At 62.1% G+C, this 18,315-nt stretch carries 17 protein-coding genes and 1 riboswitch; of the genes, 8 read left to right on the forward strand and 9 right to left on the reverse strand.

What is annotated here, in order from left to right; translation table 11 throughout:
• The first annotated feature begins 5 nt into the window (after positions 1-5).
• Genes SE16_RS05525 through SE16_RS16350 form a run of 6 tightly spaced genes read left to right on the forward strand, consistent with a single transcriptional unit; the run spans position 6 to position 7,585 of the window.
• On the forward strand, positions 6-1,331 hold the full coding sequence (locus SE16_RS05525; protein ID WP_054493124.1) for an HlyD family secretion protein: 1,326 nt from the start codon (positions 6-8) through the stop codon (positions 1,329-1,331).
• A 44-nt stretch (positions 1,332-1,375) separates the two neighbouring features.
• Positions 1,376-2,410 (forward strand): 3-deoxy-7-phosphoheptulonate synthase, encoded by a 1,035-nt coding sequence (gene aroF, locus SE16_RS05530; protein ID WP_060687325.1) that lies wholly within the window; start codon positions 1,376-1,378, stop codon positions 2,408-2,410.
• Between the two features lie 13 nt (positions 2,411-2,423).
• Positions 2,424-3,254 carry a sulfotransferase domain-containing protein gene (locus SE16_RS05535; protein WP_054493125.1) on the forward strand — a complete coding sequence of 277 codons (831 nt, stop codon included), beginning with the start codon at positions 2,424-2,426 and terminating at the stop codon, positions 3,252-3,254.
• Positions 3,255-3,272: 18 nt separating this feature from the next.
• Entirely contained in the window at positions 3,273-4,553 is a 1,281-nt protein-coding gene (locus SE16_RS05540; RefSeq protein WP_082374255.1) for an NAD(P)/FAD-dependent oxidoreductase, read from the forward strand.
• A gap of 3 nt (positions 4,554-4,556) precedes the next feature.
• Positions 4,557-5,315: a GNAT family N-acetyltransferase gene (locus tag SE16_RS05545; protein WP_054493126.1), complete on the forward strand. Its 759-nt coding sequence runs from the start codon at positions 4,557-4,559 to the stop codon at positions 5,313-5,315.
• 50 nt (positions 5,316-5,365) lie between these two features.
• Positions 5,366-7,585 carry a CHRD domain-containing protein gene (locus SE16_RS16350; RefSeq protein ID WP_054493127.1) on the forward strand — a complete coding sequence of 740 codons (2,220 nt, stop codon included), beginning with the start codon at positions 5,366-5,368 and terminating at the stop codon, positions 7,583-7,585.
• Positions 7,586-7,653: 68 nt separating this feature from the next.
• Here SE16_RS16350 and SE16_RS16355 read toward each other — a convergent pair whose 3' ends face one another.
• Positions 7,654-8,697 carry a hypothetical protein gene (locus SE16_RS16355; RefSeq protein ID WP_082381980.1) on the reverse strand — a complete coding sequence of 348 codons (1,044 nt, stop codon included), beginning with the start codon at positions 8,695-8,697 and terminating at the stop codon, positions 7,654-7,656.
• A gap of 254 nt (positions 8,698-8,951) precedes the next feature.
• Between SE16_RS16355 and SE16_RS05560 the strand changes: the two genes are divergently transcribed.
• Entirely contained in the window at positions 8,952-9,668 is a 717-nt protein-coding gene (locus SE16_RS05560) for a response regulator transcription factor (RefSeq protein ID WP_054492329.1), read from the forward strand.
• On the opposite strand, the gene SE16_RS05565 is transcribed toward SE16_RS05560, so the two are convergent.
• The 8 genes from SE16_RS05565 to SE16_RS05600 form a co-directional block, all read right to left on the reverse strand.
• Entirely contained in the window at positions 9,646-10,515 is an 870-nt protein-coding gene (locus SE16_RS05565) for an ECF transporter S component (protein WP_054492330.1), read from the reverse strand. The two genes, SE16_RS05560 and SE16_RS05565, sit on opposite strands and share 23 nt — an antisense overlap.
• Complete coding sequence (gene cobU, locus SE16_RS05570; protein ID WP_054492331.1) at positions 10,502-11,116, reverse strand: bifunctional adenosylcobinamide kinase/adenosylcobinamide-phosphate guanylyltransferase; 615 nt, start codon at positions 11,114-11,116, stop codon at positions 10,502-10,504. The genes SE16_RS05565 and cobU overlap by 14 nt, the downstream gene beginning before the upstream one ends.
• The gene (gene cbiR / locus SE16_RS05575; protein WP_054492332.1) at positions 11,116-11,916 is read right to left on the reverse strand and encodes a cobamide remodeling phosphodiesterase CbiR; all 801 of its coding nucleotides are present in this window, start codon (positions 11,914-11,916) and stop codon (positions 11,116-11,118) included. Before cbiR ends, cobU begins: the two co-directional genes overlap by 1 nt.
• Complete coding sequence (gene cobS, locus SE16_RS05580) at positions 11,913-12,653, reverse strand: adenosylcobinamide-GDP ribazoletransferase (RefSeq protein ID WP_060687326.1); 741 nt, start codon at positions 12,651-12,653, stop codon at positions 11,913-11,915. The genes cbiR and cobS overlap by 4 nt, the downstream gene beginning before the upstream one ends.
• Entirely contained in the window at positions 12,646-14,253 is a 1,608-nt protein-coding gene (locus tag SE16_RS05585) for an ABC transporter ATP-binding protein (RefSeq protein ID WP_054493412.1), read from the reverse strand. Before SE16_RS05585 ends, cobS begins: the two co-directional genes overlap by 8 nt.
• Complete coding sequence (locus SE16_RS05590) at positions 14,250-15,266, reverse strand: energy-coupling factor transporter transmembrane component T (protein ID WP_054493413.1); 1,017 nt, start codon at positions 15,264-15,266, stop codon at positions 14,250-14,252. The genes SE16_RS05585 and SE16_RS05590 overlap by 4 nt, the downstream gene beginning before the upstream one ends.
• A 2-nt stretch (positions 15,267-15,268) precedes the next feature.
• Positions 15,269-15,985, reverse strand: a complete 717-nt coding sequence (locus SE16_RS05595) for a hypothetical protein (protein ID WP_060687328.1) — start codon at positions 15,983-15,985, stop codon at positions 15,269-15,271.
• A 61-nt stretch (positions 15,986-16,046) separates the two neighbouring features.
• Positions 16,047-17,075 carry a prenyltransferase/squalene oxidase repeat-containing protein gene (locus SE16_RS05600; RefSeq protein WP_054493237.1) on the reverse strand — a complete coding sequence of 343 codons (1,029 nt, stop codon included), beginning with the start codon at positions 17,073-17,075 and terminating at the stop codon, positions 16,047-16,049.
• A gap of 91 nt (positions 17,076-17,166) precedes the next feature.
• Positions 17,167-17,307: riboswitch (adenosylcobalamin (AdoCbl) riboswitch) on the reverse strand.
• A gap of 208 nt (positions 17,308-17,515) precedes the next feature.
• Between SE16_RS05600 and SE16_RS05605 the strand changes: the two genes are divergently transcribed.
• The gene (locus SE16_RS05605) at positions 17,516-18,283 is read left to right on the forward strand and encodes a carboxypeptidase-like regulatory domain-containing protein (RefSeq protein WP_054493236.1); all 768 of its coding nucleotides are present in this window, start codon (positions 17,516-17,518) and stop codon (positions 18,281-18,283) included.
• The last annotated feature ends 32 nt before the right edge of the window (positions 18,284-18,315 follow it).

An 18,315-nucleotide genomic window follows, 5' to 3' on the forward strand; every position in this document is an offset into this window, starting at 1 on the left:
TACCCGTGAAACGATTTTGGTCAACCATTACACTGCTCTTTCTCGTTGGGCTCATCATTGGGCTGGCGGGCTGGATGATTCTGCCGCAACTGAACACCACCACCGCCACCACACCATCACCACGCACCAACAACCTTGAACTCATCGTTCCCACCAACCCCAACGAAATCACAGTGGAGGCGTTCGTGGTGCCGATTCAATCAGCCCCGCTCAGTTTCGTCACCACGGGGCGCATTGCCGAAATCCTGGTGCGTGAAGGCGAACCCGTGCAACGCGGGCAAGTCATCGCGCGGCTGGAAGATGAAGAAGCCCGTGCGGCACTCGCCCAAGCCGAAGCCGCCTTGCGCGTCGCGCAAGCCGACTACGAACTGCTGATTGCCGGTCCGCGCCAGGAACAAATTGACGCCGCCCAAGCCGCACTCGACGCCGCCCAAGCCCGTCTCGACCAGGTGCTTGAACGCGCCGACCCGCTCCAACTCGCCGCCGCCCGCACCAGCCTGGAAGCCGCCCAAGCCGCCTTCGATGAACTCCAAGCCGGTCCGGAAGAAGAAGCCCTCATCCAGGCGAGCGCCGAACTCGCCAACGCCGAAGCCGAATTGCGCCTGGCGCAAGCCCGCTACGATGAAGTGGCGTGGGACGCCGCTATCGGCACACGCACCGAATCCCGCGACCTCGAACTCGCCACGAACGCCTACATTGCCGCCAAAGCGCAGTACGATTTGCTCACCAAACCACCCAGCGAATCCGAACTCGCCGCAGCGCAGGCGCAAATCCTGAACGCCCAGGTGGCACTGCAAGCGCTTCAAATCGATGAAAACAGCCCCGACGTTCGCGAAGCCGCCGCCCAGGTGCGCGAAGCCGAAGCCCAATTGAAACTCATCATGGCTGGTCCCCGCGCCCCTGAACTGGAAGCCGCCCAAGCCACCGTTGACTCCGCCCGCGCCGGTGTCGCCAAAGCCGCCGCCGCGCTCAGCAACCTGGAACTGCGCGCCCCCTTCGACGGCGTTGTCGCCCAGGTGGACGCTATGCCGGGGCAAACGGTTGGCACCACACAAACCGTGCTCTGGCTTGCCGACACGTCCGATTGGCTCATCAAAACCCAAGACCTGAGCGAGTACGACGTGGTGCACCTACGCGAAGGCATGCCCGTGACCATCGAAGTGGAAGCCCTGCCGGGCACCTCATTCCAGGGCACTATCGAACATATCCGCCTGCAAGGGAAAGATGAGCAAAACGTCACCATGTACACCGTCCTGGTCCGCCCCACCAACATTGATGAACGCTTGCGCTGGAATATGAGCGCGTTCGTCACATTTCGTCTGGACAACTGAGTTTCAGAAAAACCAATAATCCACCAACTCAAAAGGAGTTTGCCATGATTGTGATTATGTCACCCCAAGCAACCCAGGACGATATTCTCTACGTCGTCGGGCGCGCCGAAAGCCTCGGCTTTCGCACCGCCATTTCACAAGCCAACGGGCATGTGCTCATCAGCATTCTCGGCGACACCAACGACATCGAACCCCCCGTTTTCGAGGGGCTTCCCGGCGTCCTGCGGCTGGCGAACGTTGAAAAACCCTACCGCCTCGCCAGTCGGGACTTCCAAGCACAGGACACCATTGTGAACGTGAACGGCGTGCGCATTGGCGACGGGCATCTCACTGTCATCGCCGGTCCATGCTCGGTTGAAAGCCGCGAGCAAATTCTGGACACCGCCCACGCCGTCCGCGAAGCAGGCGCGCACATGTTGCGGGGCGGCGCCTTCAAACCGCGCACCTCGCCATACAGTTTTCAAGGCTGGGGAGAACGTGGCTTGCAATTGCTCGCCGAAGCCCGCGAACAAACCGGGCTCCCCATCGTGACCGAAGTCATGGCGCCCGAACAAGTGCCGCTGGTCGCCCAATATGCCGATATTCTGCAAATCGGCACGCGCAACATGCAGAACTTCCCACTCCTGCACGCCGTGGGGGAAGCGGGCAAACCCGTCCTGCTCAAACGCGGCATGATGTCCACCATCAAGGAATGGCTGATGAGCGCCGAATACATCATGTCGCACGGCAACCACCAGGTCATTCTCTGCGAGCGGGGCATTCGCACCTTTGAAAACGCCACACGCAACACCCTCGATGTCAACGCTGTGCCCGTGCTTAACGCCTGGACGCATCTCCCCGTCATCGTAGACCCAAGCCACGCGGTGGGGCTACGCGCCTACGTGCGCGCCGCGGCGCTGGCGGGCGTCGCCGCCGGCGCCGACGGGCTGATGATCGAAGTCCACCCGGACCCATCACACGCCTGGTCGGACGGACCTCAATCACTGACGTACCGGGAATTTACCGCGCTGATGCATGATGTGCGCGCGGTCGCCGCCGCCGTCGGTCATCCAGTCGCGCCAACCCCGCAAACCGCATAAAGGAGTTTGTTTAATGATTATCTGGCTCGCATCCTACCCGCGCTCAGGAAGCACATTCTGCCGTCTCATGCTCCATCGCATGTACGGCATCAACACCTACTCAAAGTCGGGCGACAACTTTTTTCTCGCCAACGATATGAGCGACACGATTGGCGTCGCCCCTTTGCCGCGCCATTTCGACGACCTCGACCGTGACGACGCCATTCACTTCGTCAAAACACACGACCTGCCCACAGATAATCGCCCCGCCATTTACCTGGTGCGCGACGGGCGAGACGCGATTGTTTCGTACACCCGTTTCTTGATTTTCCACGCCCAAACAAACGCCAAACGCTTGCGCCTTTTCAAACAAGCCTTCGGGTTGCTCGACCCCCGCACGGTCATGTGGCATTTGGTGCTCCCTTCACTTGGGCAAGCGGGCTGGCATGCACGCTTCCAGCATCCGCGCACGCTGCCCCGTGCCTTGCTCAAAACACACGACCGGCGACACGGCGGTTGGGGCACACATGTGGAAACCTGGCACGCCCGCCCAGCGCCAACCGCGACCATCTATTTCGCCCATCTCATCCAAAACCCGGTCGAAGCCATCACCGGCGCCATGGAAACGCTCAACCTTGCTCCGCCCTCGGCGAATGTGCGCCCACCCACCTTCGAGGAACTGCACGAACGCTGGCCGCACTTCTTCCGCCGCGGCAAAGTTGGCGCATGGCGCGACGAAATGCCCGCCGATATTCATGAAGCGTTCTGGCAATACCACGGCGAGACCATGACCCGCATGGGCTTTGACAAAAGCGGGTTGGTCAGCCCCAAGTGGTCGCCAACCATGCTCAGCCAAATTGGATAATCAAAGGAGTTTGCTCTTATGAACGGATTGTATGACGTTGTCGTGATTGGCGGCGGTCCTGCGGGCGCGGCCACAGCCACCTTCCTCGCCCAACAAGGGGTGCGCACGCTCATTCTCGAAAAAGCGCGTTTTCCGCGCTTCTCGGTTGGCGAATCGCTCATGCCCGAAACGTACTGGCCCCTGAAACGCCTCGGCGTGTTGGAAGCCATGCAAAAAAGCCCCTTCCCCAAAAAGTACAGCGTGCAGTTCGTCACCGCCGAGGGGCGCGAAGCGCGACCGTTCTACTTCTACGAGACCAACGAGCACGAAAGTTCGCAAACCTGGCAGGTGCTGCGCGAAACATTCGATGAGATGCTGCTCGATAATGCACGCGCGCATGGGGTGGACGTCTGCGAAGAAACCATCGTGCGCGACGTGTTGTTTGAAGACGGTCGCGCGGTGGGGGTGCGAGCCGTGCAACGCCTGGGCGAGACTGAGACCGAATTTGAAGTGTCGGCGCGCGTCGTGGTGGACGCATCGGGCAAAACCGCGTTCCTGGGGCGCAAACTGGGCATCATCGAGCGCGACCCTGGCCTCAACAAAATGGCCATCTTCGCCTACTACGAAAACGGCATCCGCGATGAAGGCATTGACGCCGGTGTGACCCGTGTGGTGTACGTGCGCGAGCATCAAGGCTGGTTCTGGTACATCCCGCTACCGGACAACACCGTCAGCGTTGGGGTTGTCGCCGCCCCCGATTTTCTCTACGAAGGGCGCGAACGCAATCCCGAAGCGATTTTGAACGCCGAAATTGCGCTCTCGCCATTCATCAAAAAGCGGCTGGCGCCCGCCAAACGCATCTCGGACGTGTACGCCATCAGCGACTTTTCCTACCGTGCGCGCCAATGCGCCGGAGACGGCTGGGTATTGGTCGGCGATGCGTTTGGTTTTCTTGACCCGATTTACGCTTCGGGCTTGTTTTTGGCGCTCACAAGCGCTGAAATGGCGGCGGACACCATCGTCGAAGCGCTCAATGCTGATGACACATCACGCAGCCGACTGGAACGCTTTGGACCGCGCCTTGTACACGGCATCGAAGCCATGCGCAAACTCATCTACGCCTTCTACACGCCCAATTTCCGCTTCGCCGATTTCGTCCGCAAGCATCCCGAACATCGCATGCATCTGATTGATTTGCTGATTGGGCGCATTTACGAGGGCACCGCCGACCCCATCTTCGATACCATCGCCCACTACTGCGCTCTCCCCGAGCCCATGCCGCTCGACCTCGCATCACCAACGATTGCATACACGGAGTAACTTATGGGAAGCCGACACCATTCCGAAAACAAAACCACCTTGGGCTTTGTTCTGCACCGGTTGTTGCGTGAGGGGCTTGTCGCACGTGTGGATAAGTACCGCTATCTGGAACCGGTGACGCCCTTGCCGGCGGACAAACCCGCACCAGAGGGCTTATCATTCGCGCCCATCACGCACGAAAACGTGGCATGGATTCTCCCCTGGAAAGGGCGCTTGCATGCGTGGCGTTTTCGCATCCTGCTCAATCGCGGCTATGTCGGGCTGTACGCCCTGCTCAACGATGAAGTGGTCGGGTATCTCTGGTGCGTGCCCAAACTGCACCGCTGGTCGCCCGGCTGTTTGCACGATGTGCTCAACGTGGGCGAAGTGCTGGGAGGGCGCATGGAAATTCGCTCCGACATGCGCCGCCGCAACATCGGGTTGCATGCTCGCATTGCGTTCCAGCGGATACTGGCGGAAACCTTCGGCGAAGACCTGCGCTCAACCTGGGGCACAGTTTTGGTGGAAAACAAACCCATGCAACGCATGATTGAACGCCTGGGATTCACCAAACACGACCTCATGCGCACGTATGTGGTATTGGGGCACCTGTACATTCATCTGCTCTGGTCTTTGGACAAAGAAACCCACGCACCTGTGGGGAAACCGCGCGTTCATATCCGCTTCAAAATACCAGATTTCTTCTTTCTTTTCCCTGTTGTGGGGCAACGTCAACCGCTTCTGCTTTCCAAAGAAAGGAGGCCACACATCTATGCGGGCTGATACCCCTCTATCCCCTCATTGGAGCCGTTGAATACGAAGGAGGCGTTCGTATGTTTTCAAAAAGATTTTGGGGCGTGGCGCTCCTGGCGCTGACCACACTCCTGCTCCTCAATGGCGCATGGCGTCCTTCCACCGCACCCGCCACCGCGCAAGGCGCGAACCCATGGCAACCACAAAATCTGAGCGCCGGCACGCCAACCATTGTCCCGGCACAACATTTTGACACATCGCCAGAACTGCGCACCATCGCCCCCACCCTCAAAGCCGATTCGCTGAAATCGCGTGAAATTCCCTTGTGGCCGTTGCCGCGCAAAGCCGCCCCCACCAATTCAACCGAGCGCGCGCCCGTGCTGGAACCGGCCGCCCCGGCCGCACCAGCCATTCCCGCCCCCAACCTGACGTTTGAAGGGCTGGACAACGTCAACAATGTGCTTCCCCCCGACCCCGTAGGGGATATCGGGCCCAATCACTATGTCGAAATGGTCAACATCGCGTTTGCCATTTACGACCGCAGTGGCAACCTGCTCTATGGTCCGGCAAACAACAACACGCTCTTCGCCGGCTTTGGCGGCCCGTGCGAAACGACCAACGACGGCGACCCCATCGTCTTGTACGACCATCTTGCCGACCGCTGGATGATGAGCCAATTCGCCTTGCCCAACTTCCCATCCGGTCCTTTCTATCAGTGCATCGCCATCAGCCAGACAGGCGACCCGCTGGGTGCGTGGCATCGCTATGAGTTCCTCATCAGCAATACCAAACTGAATGATTACCCCAAATTTGGCGTCTGGCCTGACGGCTACTACATGACCGTCAACCAATTCACGTGCAGCATCTTCACGTGCAACTGGGCGGGCGCGGGCGTCGCCGCCTTTGAACGCGACCAAATGCTCAACGGGCTTCCCGCCAACATGGTCTATTTCGACCTGTTCGGCGTAGACCCCAACCTGGGCGGCATGCTCCCATCCGACCTGGACGGTCCCGCGCCGCCAAGCGGGACGCCCAACGTTGTCATGCAAATGGATGACGACGCGTGGGGCTATTCACCTGACCAGGTGCAACTCTGGGACTTCCATGTGGACTGGGTGAACCCCGCCGCTTCGACATTTACCTTCAACACGGCGCTTCCGGTCGCCGCCTTCGATAGCGACATGTGCGGCTACGTGCGCAACTGTATCCCCCAGCCCGGCACCGGCGTTCGTGTGGACGCCATTTCGGACCGGCTTATGTTCCGCTTGCAATTCCGCGACTTCGGGACGCACCAAACCCTGGTCACCAACCACACTGTGGACGCCAATGGCGCCGACCATGCCGGCATCCGCTGGTATGAACTGCGCAACAGCGGCAGTGGGTGGACAGTCCACCAACAAGGCACCTACGCCCCCGACGCTCACCATCGCTGGATGGCAAGCGCCGCTATGGACGGGCAGGGGAATATCGCCATTGGGTTCAGTGTTTCCAGCAGCACGCTCTTCCCCTCCATCCACTACACCGGACGGCTCGCAAGCGACCCACTGGGCACAATGCCGCAAGGGGAAGGCGTCATCATCACCGGCGGCGGCTCGCAAACGTCCTCTTTCTCGCGGTGGGGCGATTACAGCGCCCTCAGCGTGGACCCAACCGACGATTGCACCTTCTGGTACGTCACGGAATACTACCCAACGACCAGCCAGCAAGCATGGCACACCCGCGTTGGCGCTTTCGATTTAGGAACGTGCGGCACACCACCAACGCCGACCCCGACACCAACCGCCACGCCGCCTGGTCCCACACCCACACCAACAGCCACACCGACCGCCACACCACCACCGCCAACGCCCACACCAACCGCGACACCGTCGCCAACACCCACGCCAAACCCGCAAGCCTTCTTCTTCTCCGCCAATCTGCGCGGTGCGAATGAAGTGCCGCCTGTCAGCACGGATACCCTGGGGCGCGCCCGTTTCCGCCTTTCGCAAGACGAAACGAGTTTGCGCTACCGCGTGCTCGTGCGCGACCTGGTGGATGGCACAGCCGCACACATTCACTGCGGCGCGCCGGGCGTCAACGGTCCAGTTGGCGCAACACTCTTTAGCGGTGGTCCTGTGAGCATCACCTTCGGCGTCCTCACGCAAGGCATCCTCACCGCCCCCGATCCAGGCAATGGGTGCGGCTGGCTGACACTCGCCGACATGGTTGCCGCCATGCGGGCGGGCGACACGTATGTCAACGTCCACACGCTTGCCAACCCCGGTGGCGAAATTCGCGGACAGATTGTACCTTTACCATGACGCCGATCACATACACAACGTGGGGAGACGAGCAATCGTCTCCCCACATCAGCCAACAACCGAAACGTTTACTGCCCAGTTTGCGCGACCATCGAGAAGACAAACGCCACATCGTCGGCATACGTGTCAATCACATCATCAAGACTGCGGGTCGCCCAGGAAGGCGTTGTCCATGGGTAGAAGAGCACGCCGTCGAAAGCGCCGGTGTTCCAAACCGCGCTCCCTGTATCGCGAATCCATTGCTCATCGGGCATGGGCATGTTCGCGCCTTCCCACACCGCCAGCATCGGAATCACCTGCAAGCCCGGCGTGGTGGCTTTGGCGTTCAGCGTTGTTTGCACCTGCGCATCCAGATACGCGGCGTAGTTCATCTTGGGCACCGTGACGGTAAACGCGGCAAAATCGGTAATCGGTGCGCCGCCCGATTCCGCCAGCAACGTATCAAGACACCCCGACAATTTGCCGAAGTTCACAAAGAGTTTCAGCGACGGGTCGTAGGCTTTGATCGTCGCATACAATTCCGCCATCTCCGCGCCCGTAATGTTGAACTTGTCCGGGTGGCATGGCTCGTCAATCAGGTAGAACCCCACAAAGGCGGGGTCGCCAATCAGCGTTGTTCCGTCAAACGTGGTGTGCAAAATGTTCGTCACCGCCGCCATATCCAAATGCCCATCAGCAGTTGTAAATGCCAGGCGGTCGGGACCGCGCAGCAAGAAATTCAAGCCCTGGCTCTTGGCGGCATCGAACGCCGCTTGCACCTGGCTCGGATTGGTGCTCCCGCGGTACTCGACAGTGCGCCCATTCAGCGCCGAGACCGTGCTGAACGCATCGAGCGGCATGCCCATAATGCCCATCACCGTGGGGTACGTCGAAGCGCCGGGGGGTGGTGTCGGTGTCGGCGTTGGCGTTGGGGTCGGCGTAGGGCTGGGGGTAGGGCTCGGCGTTGGCGTTGGCGTCTTGGTAGGGGGACGCCCATGTCGCAGGACAACGGGCATGTACACTTGATGGCTATCTGCTGTCTGTGCCAGAACAGTCTGGCTCTCACCACTGTACCACCAAAAACCAACCATCACACTCATCAGCAACATTGCGTAGAAAAGTGTTCGACGCATAGCGTTCGCCTCCATGCAAGGGTATCTGCGTGTTCCACGCATCAACACCCTAGCAAGAACAGAGGCCGCTCGCTATGGGAAAGTCTGGCAACCGAATGTCGAGAAAAAGCCTTTTGGAAGCGGGAAAAAGGTACAAGGGGGGTCATACCACATCAAAAAAACCGACGCGCATGCTGAAAAATTCACACCATAGTATCGGTATTTTTTCGCAAAAACATGATTGAAAAGGGACTTTGGTCCAGGAGAGGTTGACCATGACAACACCATTCAAACAGCCCATCGCTCTGGCGATTGCCAACAAAAACGTGATGATTGCGAAAGCATTCAAGTATTTTCTCAGCACACAATTTCTGGGAAAAGAGGACACCATCACCATTTACACCGACCTGGAAACACTCGCGGCGGATATCGCCGAGACGGCTTTTGATATCCTTCTGCTTGACGATTCTTTCACCTTCCCGGAATTGTTTGACTTTCTGAACCTGCTCCAATCCATACGCGAGCCCAACGTCATTTTGCTGGCTGACGACGCCCCCATCCACTACGCGCAACTCATCCGCATGGGCGTGCGCGGGATTGTCTCCAAACAAGAGCAACCAAACGTGCTTTTCAAAGCCATCGAAAAAATCATGCAAGGCGAGGTCTGGTTGGAGCGCCACTTTATGGCAACCATCATCGGGCATATCTCAGGGCGCGCTGAAATGACGCCCTACGAACGCGCCCGCTTGCTGATTCAATCCCTCTCGGAACGCGAACGCGAGGTTGTCAATCTCATCTGCCTGGGGTTGAAAAACGAGGAAATCGCCGAGCGGCTGTTCGTCAGCGAATCAACCGTGCGCCATCATCTTTCGACCATCTACCGCAAATTGAATGTGCGTGATCGCGTCAATTTGGTCATTTTCGCCTACCAGTACGGCATGGTGACGATACCGGGCGCTCACGATCAACCTATTGTTCAGATGACACGTTGACCGCCGGTTGCCAGAAAAAGCGCACGTAAAAACGGCGCAGAATGCGCAGCATGGGCGCCGCCAACAAGCTCAGGAGCAGGGCGTTGCCGATAGCGCGCCCCGTATCCCAGACCAGCGACGTCAACAGGTAGAACGCGGCATACCGCTGGACGGTCTCGCGCCATGTGATACCCGGTTCCCAATACATCTCACCACCGCCGACAAAGGGCCAGAAAAAGAGGTTCATCAGGACGCCGTAGAGGTAGCCCCACACAAACCCAAACAGCACCAACGCCACCACTTCACGCCGCGCCACCAACCGCCCCCGCGCCAAACGGGGGGACACGAAACGCGCCAACCAGGCCGCCGTCATGCCCATCCAGCCCGTGGCGAACATCTGAAACGGCACCCACGGTCCCATGCCCCCCGTCAGCAATGCGCTGACGAACATCGTCATTGCCCCCAGCAAGAAGCCAAACCGCGCCCCGAAGACATAGCCCCCTACAATCACCAGCACAAACACAGGCGAAAAGCCGCCAATGTTGAAAACCGACAACAACGCGTCAAAGAGGCGTAAACTGGCGTTGAACGCTGTCAGAATGCCAAGCAGCGCGACTGTTTTGGTGTTCAAGCCGTCATGTTCCAGTTCCACAAACAGCACCGCCAACGCCAGCACCACCAGCAACGCCAGCAACAACGGCGCATCTTGCGCGTGGGCGTTCTGCGGACCGGTTTGGGCTATTTCCGGCATGAAAAAGGGCGCCAGAAACGCGATAACACCCACCAGGCTGACCAGCGCCATCAGCAGCCACCCCACCAGGCGGCTCCCCCACGCGTAAAGCCGCGGATACCGTTCACGCCACGCCATCATCTTCCCCCTCTGGAATTCGCACACCCAGCGCCGAGACTTCCAGCGCATAGCCCGCCACTACCAGCCAGACACGCGCCGCCCGCGCCGCCAACCACTGATTGAGCCGCCCCGCCACATCGCGGTAGAGCCGCCCCAGCGGATAGACCGGCACCAGCCCCCCACCCACTTCGTTGCTCACCGCCACCAACGCCCACGAACGCGCTTGCACCAGCGCCAACACGGCTTCAAGTTCGCGGATTGCCGTTGCCAGCAAAGTAGGTTCATCCGGCGGCGGCTCTTCCATCAGCAGGTTGGAGAGCCACAGCGTGATACAATCCAGCAAGACGACACTCCCCGGCGGGACGTTGAGCCGCGCGAGCGCCGCCGCCAACTCACGCGGCGCTTCTACCGTGCGCCACGTCGGCGGACGACGCGCACGGTGGGCGGCAATGCGCGCCTGCATTTCGGCATCGCCCGCTTCGGCCGTCGCCAGATAGACCACGGGCGCATCGCTGAGCGCCGCCAACTGCTCCGCCAGGCGGCTCTTGCCACTGCGCGCCCCACCCAGAACCAAGGTCAACGTGCCCGGTTGTGGGGGCGGCAACGCCTGCTTCGTCATCATGCCTCCTCTTCCATCAGGTCTTCCGCGCGTATCTGCGCCACCATCCGCGCCAGCACATCACGCGACACCCAAAAATCATCTTCGTACACTTCCAGCGTGAACACCCCACGCCACCCATGCCGTAGCACACGGCGCACCAGCCGGCGCAAGGCGTGCGCATCGGCTTTGTCGAGCGGTGCATGGTCGCCTTCGGGGGGAGCGGCGTGGACGTGCATCACCCGCACGCGCGGCCACATCCGCCGCAAAAGCGCCAGCGGGTCGCCGCCCTGTTTCCACACATGCCCCACATCCAGGCAATAGGCCACGCCGCACGTCTCCACCACGGGCGTGAATGCCTCGCAGGCATAGCGCTCCACGTTTTCGACGCAAATCGGCGCGGGCGCGACAGCCCGCAGCGCCGCCAGCGCCTCATACGCCCACGCCTGCCATGCGGCTGTGCCCGGCGTCGCTGCTCCTCCGTCCAAATGCACCACCACGGCGCTCAAGGGCAACGCAGCGCACCGCCGAAGCAACGCCACCGCCTCGCCCACCGCTTCACGGCGCACAGCCGCCTGATGGTGCACCAGCGCCAAATGGGTGGGAAGGTGCAGCGAAAACGTCAGGTCGTGCTCGGCGGCAATACGCGCCAGCGCGCGCACCTCGCCGGGCGTGGGATAGTTGCAGAGCCGTCCCGTGTCGAACAAGACGAGTTCGATATCGTCCACCACGTGGCGCAAGGCGTGCGCATTTTCCACCAAATCACCCGGCACCACATACGACGTACTGCCCAGGCGAAACGGAAAGCGCCGCTTGCTCACGCCAGCACCAACGCCGCCCCAACCAGCACGGCGGTTTCCACCAGCACATTCAGCGCCCCATAGGTGTCGCCCGTCAACCCACCGCCCAGACGCGCCGCCATGCGCCCCGCCAGCCAGTGCCCCCACAGACACGCCGCCGCTCCCACCAGCGCCACCGTCGGCCCCAGCAGAACCAGCGCCAGCGCCCAGCCCACCACCCACACGCGGTCTGTGGCGCGTGGCGCAACCAGCCGCCCCATGCCCTGCGGGCGTGCATAGCGCCAATGAAATTGCGCCCAGAGCATGACCAACCGCCCACAGAACGGCGCGGCGACCAGCACGCGCGGCAACATCGGCGACGCCCACAAGACCGCCAGGGCGCTCCACGCCAGCAACAGCGTCAGCGGCACCGCCACCAGAGCGAACGCCCCCACATGCGTATCGCGCAAAATCTCCAGGCGGCGCTCCGGCGGCACAGGCGCCAACAGCGCGTCGGCGCAATCGGCAAACCCGTCATGGTGAAGCGCCCCCGTCGCGGCAATCCAGACGGTCAACACCAGCGCCGACCCCAACAACGCGGGCACATGCGGCGCAAACAGCCACGCCAGACCGCCCAGCATTCCCCCCAACACCAGCCCCACCAGTGGGAACCAGCGCGCCGCGCGCGCGAAATCCTCCGCCGTCAGGGTTTCACTCGGCACGGGAAACGTCGTCAGAAAGGCGAACGCGGCTTGCACAGCGCGACGTGTTTCACGCATTGGCACGCACCACCTCTTCCACCGTTGCCACCACCCCCAACGCTTGCGCTATTTGGGGCGCAAAATCGGGGAACGCGGTCAGCGTCTGGCGTGTTGGACCATCAGCCACCAGCCGCCCTTCATCCAGAATGAGCACACGGTCGGCGGCTTCCGCCACCACCTCAACATCGTGCGAAACAAAGAGAATGGTCGCCCCCTCGGCTTGCCATTCGCGCAACATGCGCACCAGCGCCCGCTTTTGCAACCGGTCAAGCCCGCGCGTGGGTTCATCCAGCAAGATGATGGGCGGATGCGTCGCCAGCACCGCCGCCAGCGCCACCCGTTCGCGCTGTCCCACACTCAAATCGCGCGGGTAGACATCGGCGGTTTCCGCCAGCCCCAACCGTTCAAGCAGGTGCATGGGCGCAAGCGGGGCGTCTTCGGGTGCAAGATTGTGGTTGCGCAAGGTGGTGAGCACTTCATCGAGCACGGTTTCGGCGAAGAGCAAGGCGTTGGGGTTTTGCGGGAGATACGCCACGCGGCGGCAGACCTCATGCACCGGGCGGCGGCGTGTGCTCACGCCTTCGATGCGCACATCGCCACGTTGGGGATGCAAAAGCCCCACCAGCAAGCGCAACAAGGTGCTTTTGCCGCTTCCGTTGTGCCCCAGCAACGCCACAAATTCGCCCCTGTGCAACCGAAATGAGACATCGTGCAACACTGCGCGGCGCGGGTAGGCAAACGCAACGTCTTCAACTTCCACAACCACCTCGCCCGACGGTGCCGACGCAGGCGGCGGCGTGGGCAAGCGCACGCGCCCCACCCAGGGGCGGGCGTCTTCCACACTCAGCGGCACAGGCGACCACCCCAGCGCACGCCCCAGCCGCGTGATGGGGGGCGCAAGGTCGCTTTGGGCGAGCACTGCGCGCGGCGTGCCGTCCATGGGCGGCTTCCCCACGCCGCGCACCCACACCACGCGGTCGGCGATCGCCGCCACCCGCTCAATGCGATGCTCCGCCAGCACAATCGTCATGCCCTGTTCGCGGTTGAGACGCACCAGCACCTGCAAGACATCCTGCGCCGCCCGTGGGTCAAGTTGCGAGGTGGGCTCATCCAGCACCAGCACCGAGGGGCGCTGCATGAGCACGCTCGCAATAGCGACCCGCTGTTTCTCGCCGCCGCTCAGGTTGACGATGCGGCGGTGGCGCAGATGCGCAATCCCCAGCCACGCCAGGGTTTCATCGAGCCGACGGGCAATCTCTTCACGCGGCACGCCCGCCTGTTCCAACCCGAACACCAATTCATCTTCCACCCGTTCCAGCACGAATTGGCTTTCGGGGTCTTGAAACACAAAGCCGACCACATCGCTCAACATGCGCGGCGTGTGGGTGCGCGTATCACGCCCGCGCACCAGCGCCCGCCCCCCGAACGTGCCGCCGTAAAAGTGCGGCACAAGCCCATTCAACACACGCAACAGCGTGCTTTTGCCGCTCCCACTTTCGCCAATCACCAGCACAAACTCGCCGGGCGTGAGTGCAAGTGAGACATCCGCCAGGGTGGGCGTTTCGGCGAGCGGGTAGGCGTAGGTCACCTTGTCGAGCAGAACGAGCGGTTGCTTCATGCGCTTTCGCTCCGTTTCCAGAAAGCGGGGGCGGCAATGCCCACATACACCAGCCCCAGCCATGTCTCAAAGGGGGGCATGTGCAATCGCGGGTAGGGGTAGAACGCGAGCAGGCTCGGCTTGAACAACGCCGCCCCCCACACAGCCGCCAGCACCGCCAGCGAAATGAGCAACAGGGTGATATCCTCATCGCGCCAGGCGCGCTGGTGAAAGCGCGTGCGCCGCACGGCGCGGCTCAGCCGATGAAACCCCCACGCGAGCATAGCCAACCCGATGGCGCTCAGCCCCAGCCCAATCAGGGGGTGCGCCAGCAAGCGGTGCAAGCCCACCCCCAGCAGCAACACCGTCAGCCCCAGCAGAAGCGCCAAACGCGCCCGCAACCCGCCGCCCACAGGGCGACCACCGAAACCGCGGCTCTCCATGGCTTCGGCGAGTTGGATGGCGCGTTCCAGCCCGTTGATGAGCAGCGGCAGGAGCAAGGGCAGCACATCACGCCAGGAGCGCAGGCGGTGCCCACGAATCATCTGCGCTTCACGCACATCGCGGTAGGCGCGCACGGTCTGCGGCACGAAGACCAGCGCAATGCTCACCACCAACCCCGCCTGAAAGAGGAAGCCGGGCGTCAGCCGCAGCAGTTCGGCGTAGTCGCTGGCGTCGTTGAAGGTGGCAAAAATGACCAGCAAGGTGACCAGCGATAAGCCGGTGAGCGCCCCAAACACCATGGCTTCGGCGGTGATGGCGCCCCCGATGAGTGGAAGCGAAGAGGGCAAGCGCACCAGCACATGCTCGCCGTAGTGAATGGTCAAGCCGTTGAAGAGCGCGGCAAAGGCGATGAGCAGCCAGCCCCAACGCACCAGCCAGGCGGTCATGCCGGCGGCGCGCGGTGCAACAACGCTCCGCGCCCACAGGACGGCAAGCAACGCCAGCGTCAGGTAGAAGGGGTTGCGCGTGAGCAAGGTGGCGCTCACGGCGGCGGCGCACCACGCAAGCCAGGCGTAGGGATGAAAGGGCATGGTTATCTCCGCCGTGACATGAGCATGCCGCCAACCAACACCGCCACAAACGCGCCAAACGCCAGCAAACGCCAGGGGGACGCCCCCTCGGACAACGGTTCCGACGGTGACGTTGCCAGCGTGGGCGTGGGTGGGGGCAAAGGTGTGGGGGTCTCGCGGGCGATGGTGGCGCGCGGCGAGACGGGTTCAGGCGTGACGCTGGGCACCACGCGCATGCCGGGGGTGGGCGTCGGTGTGGACACCACATCGGCGCAGACGTCGGCGAACGTCAGCAGAGGCGGTTCAGCCGCATTGCCGGGCGTTCCCGCTCCCCAGCGCCACCCGTCCACATCGCCATGGTGAACCTGATACGCACCCGCACCCAGGTTGCTGTACTGCCACGTGCCGCTTTCGGGGTCAAGGTGCCAGTACGACCAGTACACGCAAGGACCATTCCCCTCGCACTGGCAGAAACACGACTCGGCGGGATACTGGCACCCCTCTCCCCCAATCGCGCAGACTTTCGCGCCGCCGCTGACATCCATGAGCACATCCAGCCCGCTCCGCATGAGCAAGTCCGCGCCGCTGATACTCTCTTCCTCAAACGCCACACAGGCGGTCTCCACGCGCCCATCGCCGTGTTGCACCACCACACCGGCGTAGTTGGGCGCATCGGCATGCGCCACCGAGGCGCGCCACACCCAGACCACCAGCACCAGAATCAACCCCAACCGTCGCATTGTTCCCCCCACACCTCACAGGGGCGTGCGCTCACATCGGCGCACGCCCCCGGTTCGTTTCTCAGGCACGTTTCAGCACCAACCCACCACTCAACAAGACCACACCGACCAGCGCCAGCCAGAGCCACGTGGTGGCAGGTGCGCCGGTTTCAGCCAGCAAGGTGGGCACCGCGGGCGGGCGTGCCGCTTCGACCACAGGCACCTGCACGTAGGAGTAGCCCGCCAGGGCGAAGACGGCTTGCGCCGTCGCCAGCAGGTTTTCGCCGGGCACCGCCGCTTGCCACTGGAACGCGCCGCTTTCGGTTTGCAGGGCGGCTAGCGCCTCTTCCGGGCTGGGCACGGCGATGTCACCCGTCGCAGTCAACGCCTGAATGACCCACGCGGTACTGTTCGCGTCGGTATCCGTGCCATAAGCGCTCGGCTTCTGGTAGGGGAAACCGCCGTCTTCGTTCTGCTGAGTCTTCAAAAAGCCCAACGCTTTGACAATCGCCGCATCGCCGGCGTCAGCCGCCACCAGCGCCTGAATCGCCAGCGCGGTTGTGTTCGTGTCCGATTGGCTTGCACCGTCGAACGACCACCCGCCATCCTCGGCTTGCAGGTCAATCAATGCCCGCGCCGCCCCGTCAGGAATGGCAACGCCCGCATTCTTCAACGCGAGCATGGCGAACGCATGGTCAATAACCAGCCCATCAAAACGACCGGTGGCGGCATCATACGCGGCGTTGATCCCCGCCACGAGGTCCACACCGCCAAAGTTGGTGGGATCTTGCCCTGTCGCGACGGCTGCGAGCGTCAACTTCGCCAGCGTGCCGGTACCCGCGGCTGTGCTCGCCTGCGTCGCGAGGAAGTCAAGCGGCGATGGCGTCGCCCAGGTGCTCACATCTTCACCCACTGCCGCCGCCGCCAACACCACATCAACGGTCGCGCCAACGCTGCTCCCTTCGCTAAACCCATCGCTGACGCCGCCGTCGGCTTGCACCTGTTCGCGCAGCCACGCCACCGCGGCTTGCAAATCAGCCGCCGCCAGTGTCGGCAACGCCAACACCAACACCAGCGCAAACGCCATCAACACCGATTTGAACTGTCGCATACCTCTTCCTCCTTTGCTTTTGGTTGATTGGCAGCCAACAAACAAAAAACCTTCCCCCGCATATGCTGATGGAGAAGGTGCTTGCTGGCGCAAGGCTCCTTTCCCTTTCCGCGAAGGGGACTGGAGCGCAGCACGTCGTCGGCGACCTGGCTTATCGGCGAAAGCCGAATCACAGTTGCGGGACAGCGCCGGATTCTCACCGGACTTCCCCGAGCGACGGCTGTGCCTCAGGTGTTCAGTTGTTGCCGCGTGTCGGAGTATATCGGCGGTCGAAGTGGTGTCAAAACACCACGCCGGCTATCGCCGACGGGTCTGGTTTCATCTCAGCGCGCATGTACCCGCTTCTCCATAACATTTACACACTTTTTACAAATTTTTGCAGATTCTCGAACATCCACCAGGTAGCATACGGATGAACTTTGAAACAAGGAGGTGGTACGATGAAAGCAACCTGGTTGAAGAAAGGCGCGCTCTTTGCGCTTCTGCTGGTCGGTCTGTTGGTCTTCACACAAACCCCAGCCGCCGCGCAGGGTCCGCAAATCGCGCCGCCGCGTGATGAAGGCGCACGCGGGCGCACCCCCAGCCTCGCGACAAGCGACGTGCAAATGCGGCTCTTCCGCTTTTTGGGAACCGGGCGCGTCAGCGGCACGGTAGCGTATGAGGACGGGACGCCGCTTGTGGGTGCGAATGTGGTGCTGCGCCACATCTTCGCTGGCGCCGCCCTGCACGCCCGCACCAACGAGAACGGCGCGTTCACCATCGAACGGGTGCCCGCCGGCACATACACGCTGCAAATTCGCCCCGGCAAACAAACCGACTACGCCCCCGCTTTCTACGACGGCTTGATTGAGGTCGGGTTTGGCGAGTCGGTTGAGGGGCTCAACATCGTGGTGGATGACGGGGCGCGTATCAGTGGCACGGTGCTTTTTGACAACGGCGACCCCGTGCCGCGCGTCATGGTCGTGGCGGTGGAAACAGGGCTGGGCGTGGTGCGCCATACGCGCGTCAATGAAGACGGCACCTATACGCTCGAACGCCTGCCCGACGGCGAGTATCTGGTCTTCATCACCGCGGCATCGCGGCGCGCGCATGGCGTCCTCTTCTACGACGGCACCCCCTCGCCCGCCGAAGCCACGCCGATTGTCGTCAGCGGCAACGACGTTGAGGGGATTGATTTCACCGTGCCGCGCCCCGTCCACACCCCATAACCACCGCACACCGCCCCCCACAGGCCTGGCGG

Origin of the sequence: Ardenticatena maritima (assembly GCF_001306175.1) — a bacterium.
Lineage (GTDB): Bacteria > Chloroflexota > Anaerolineae > Ardenticatenales > Ardenticatenaceae > Ardenticatena > Ardenticatena maritima.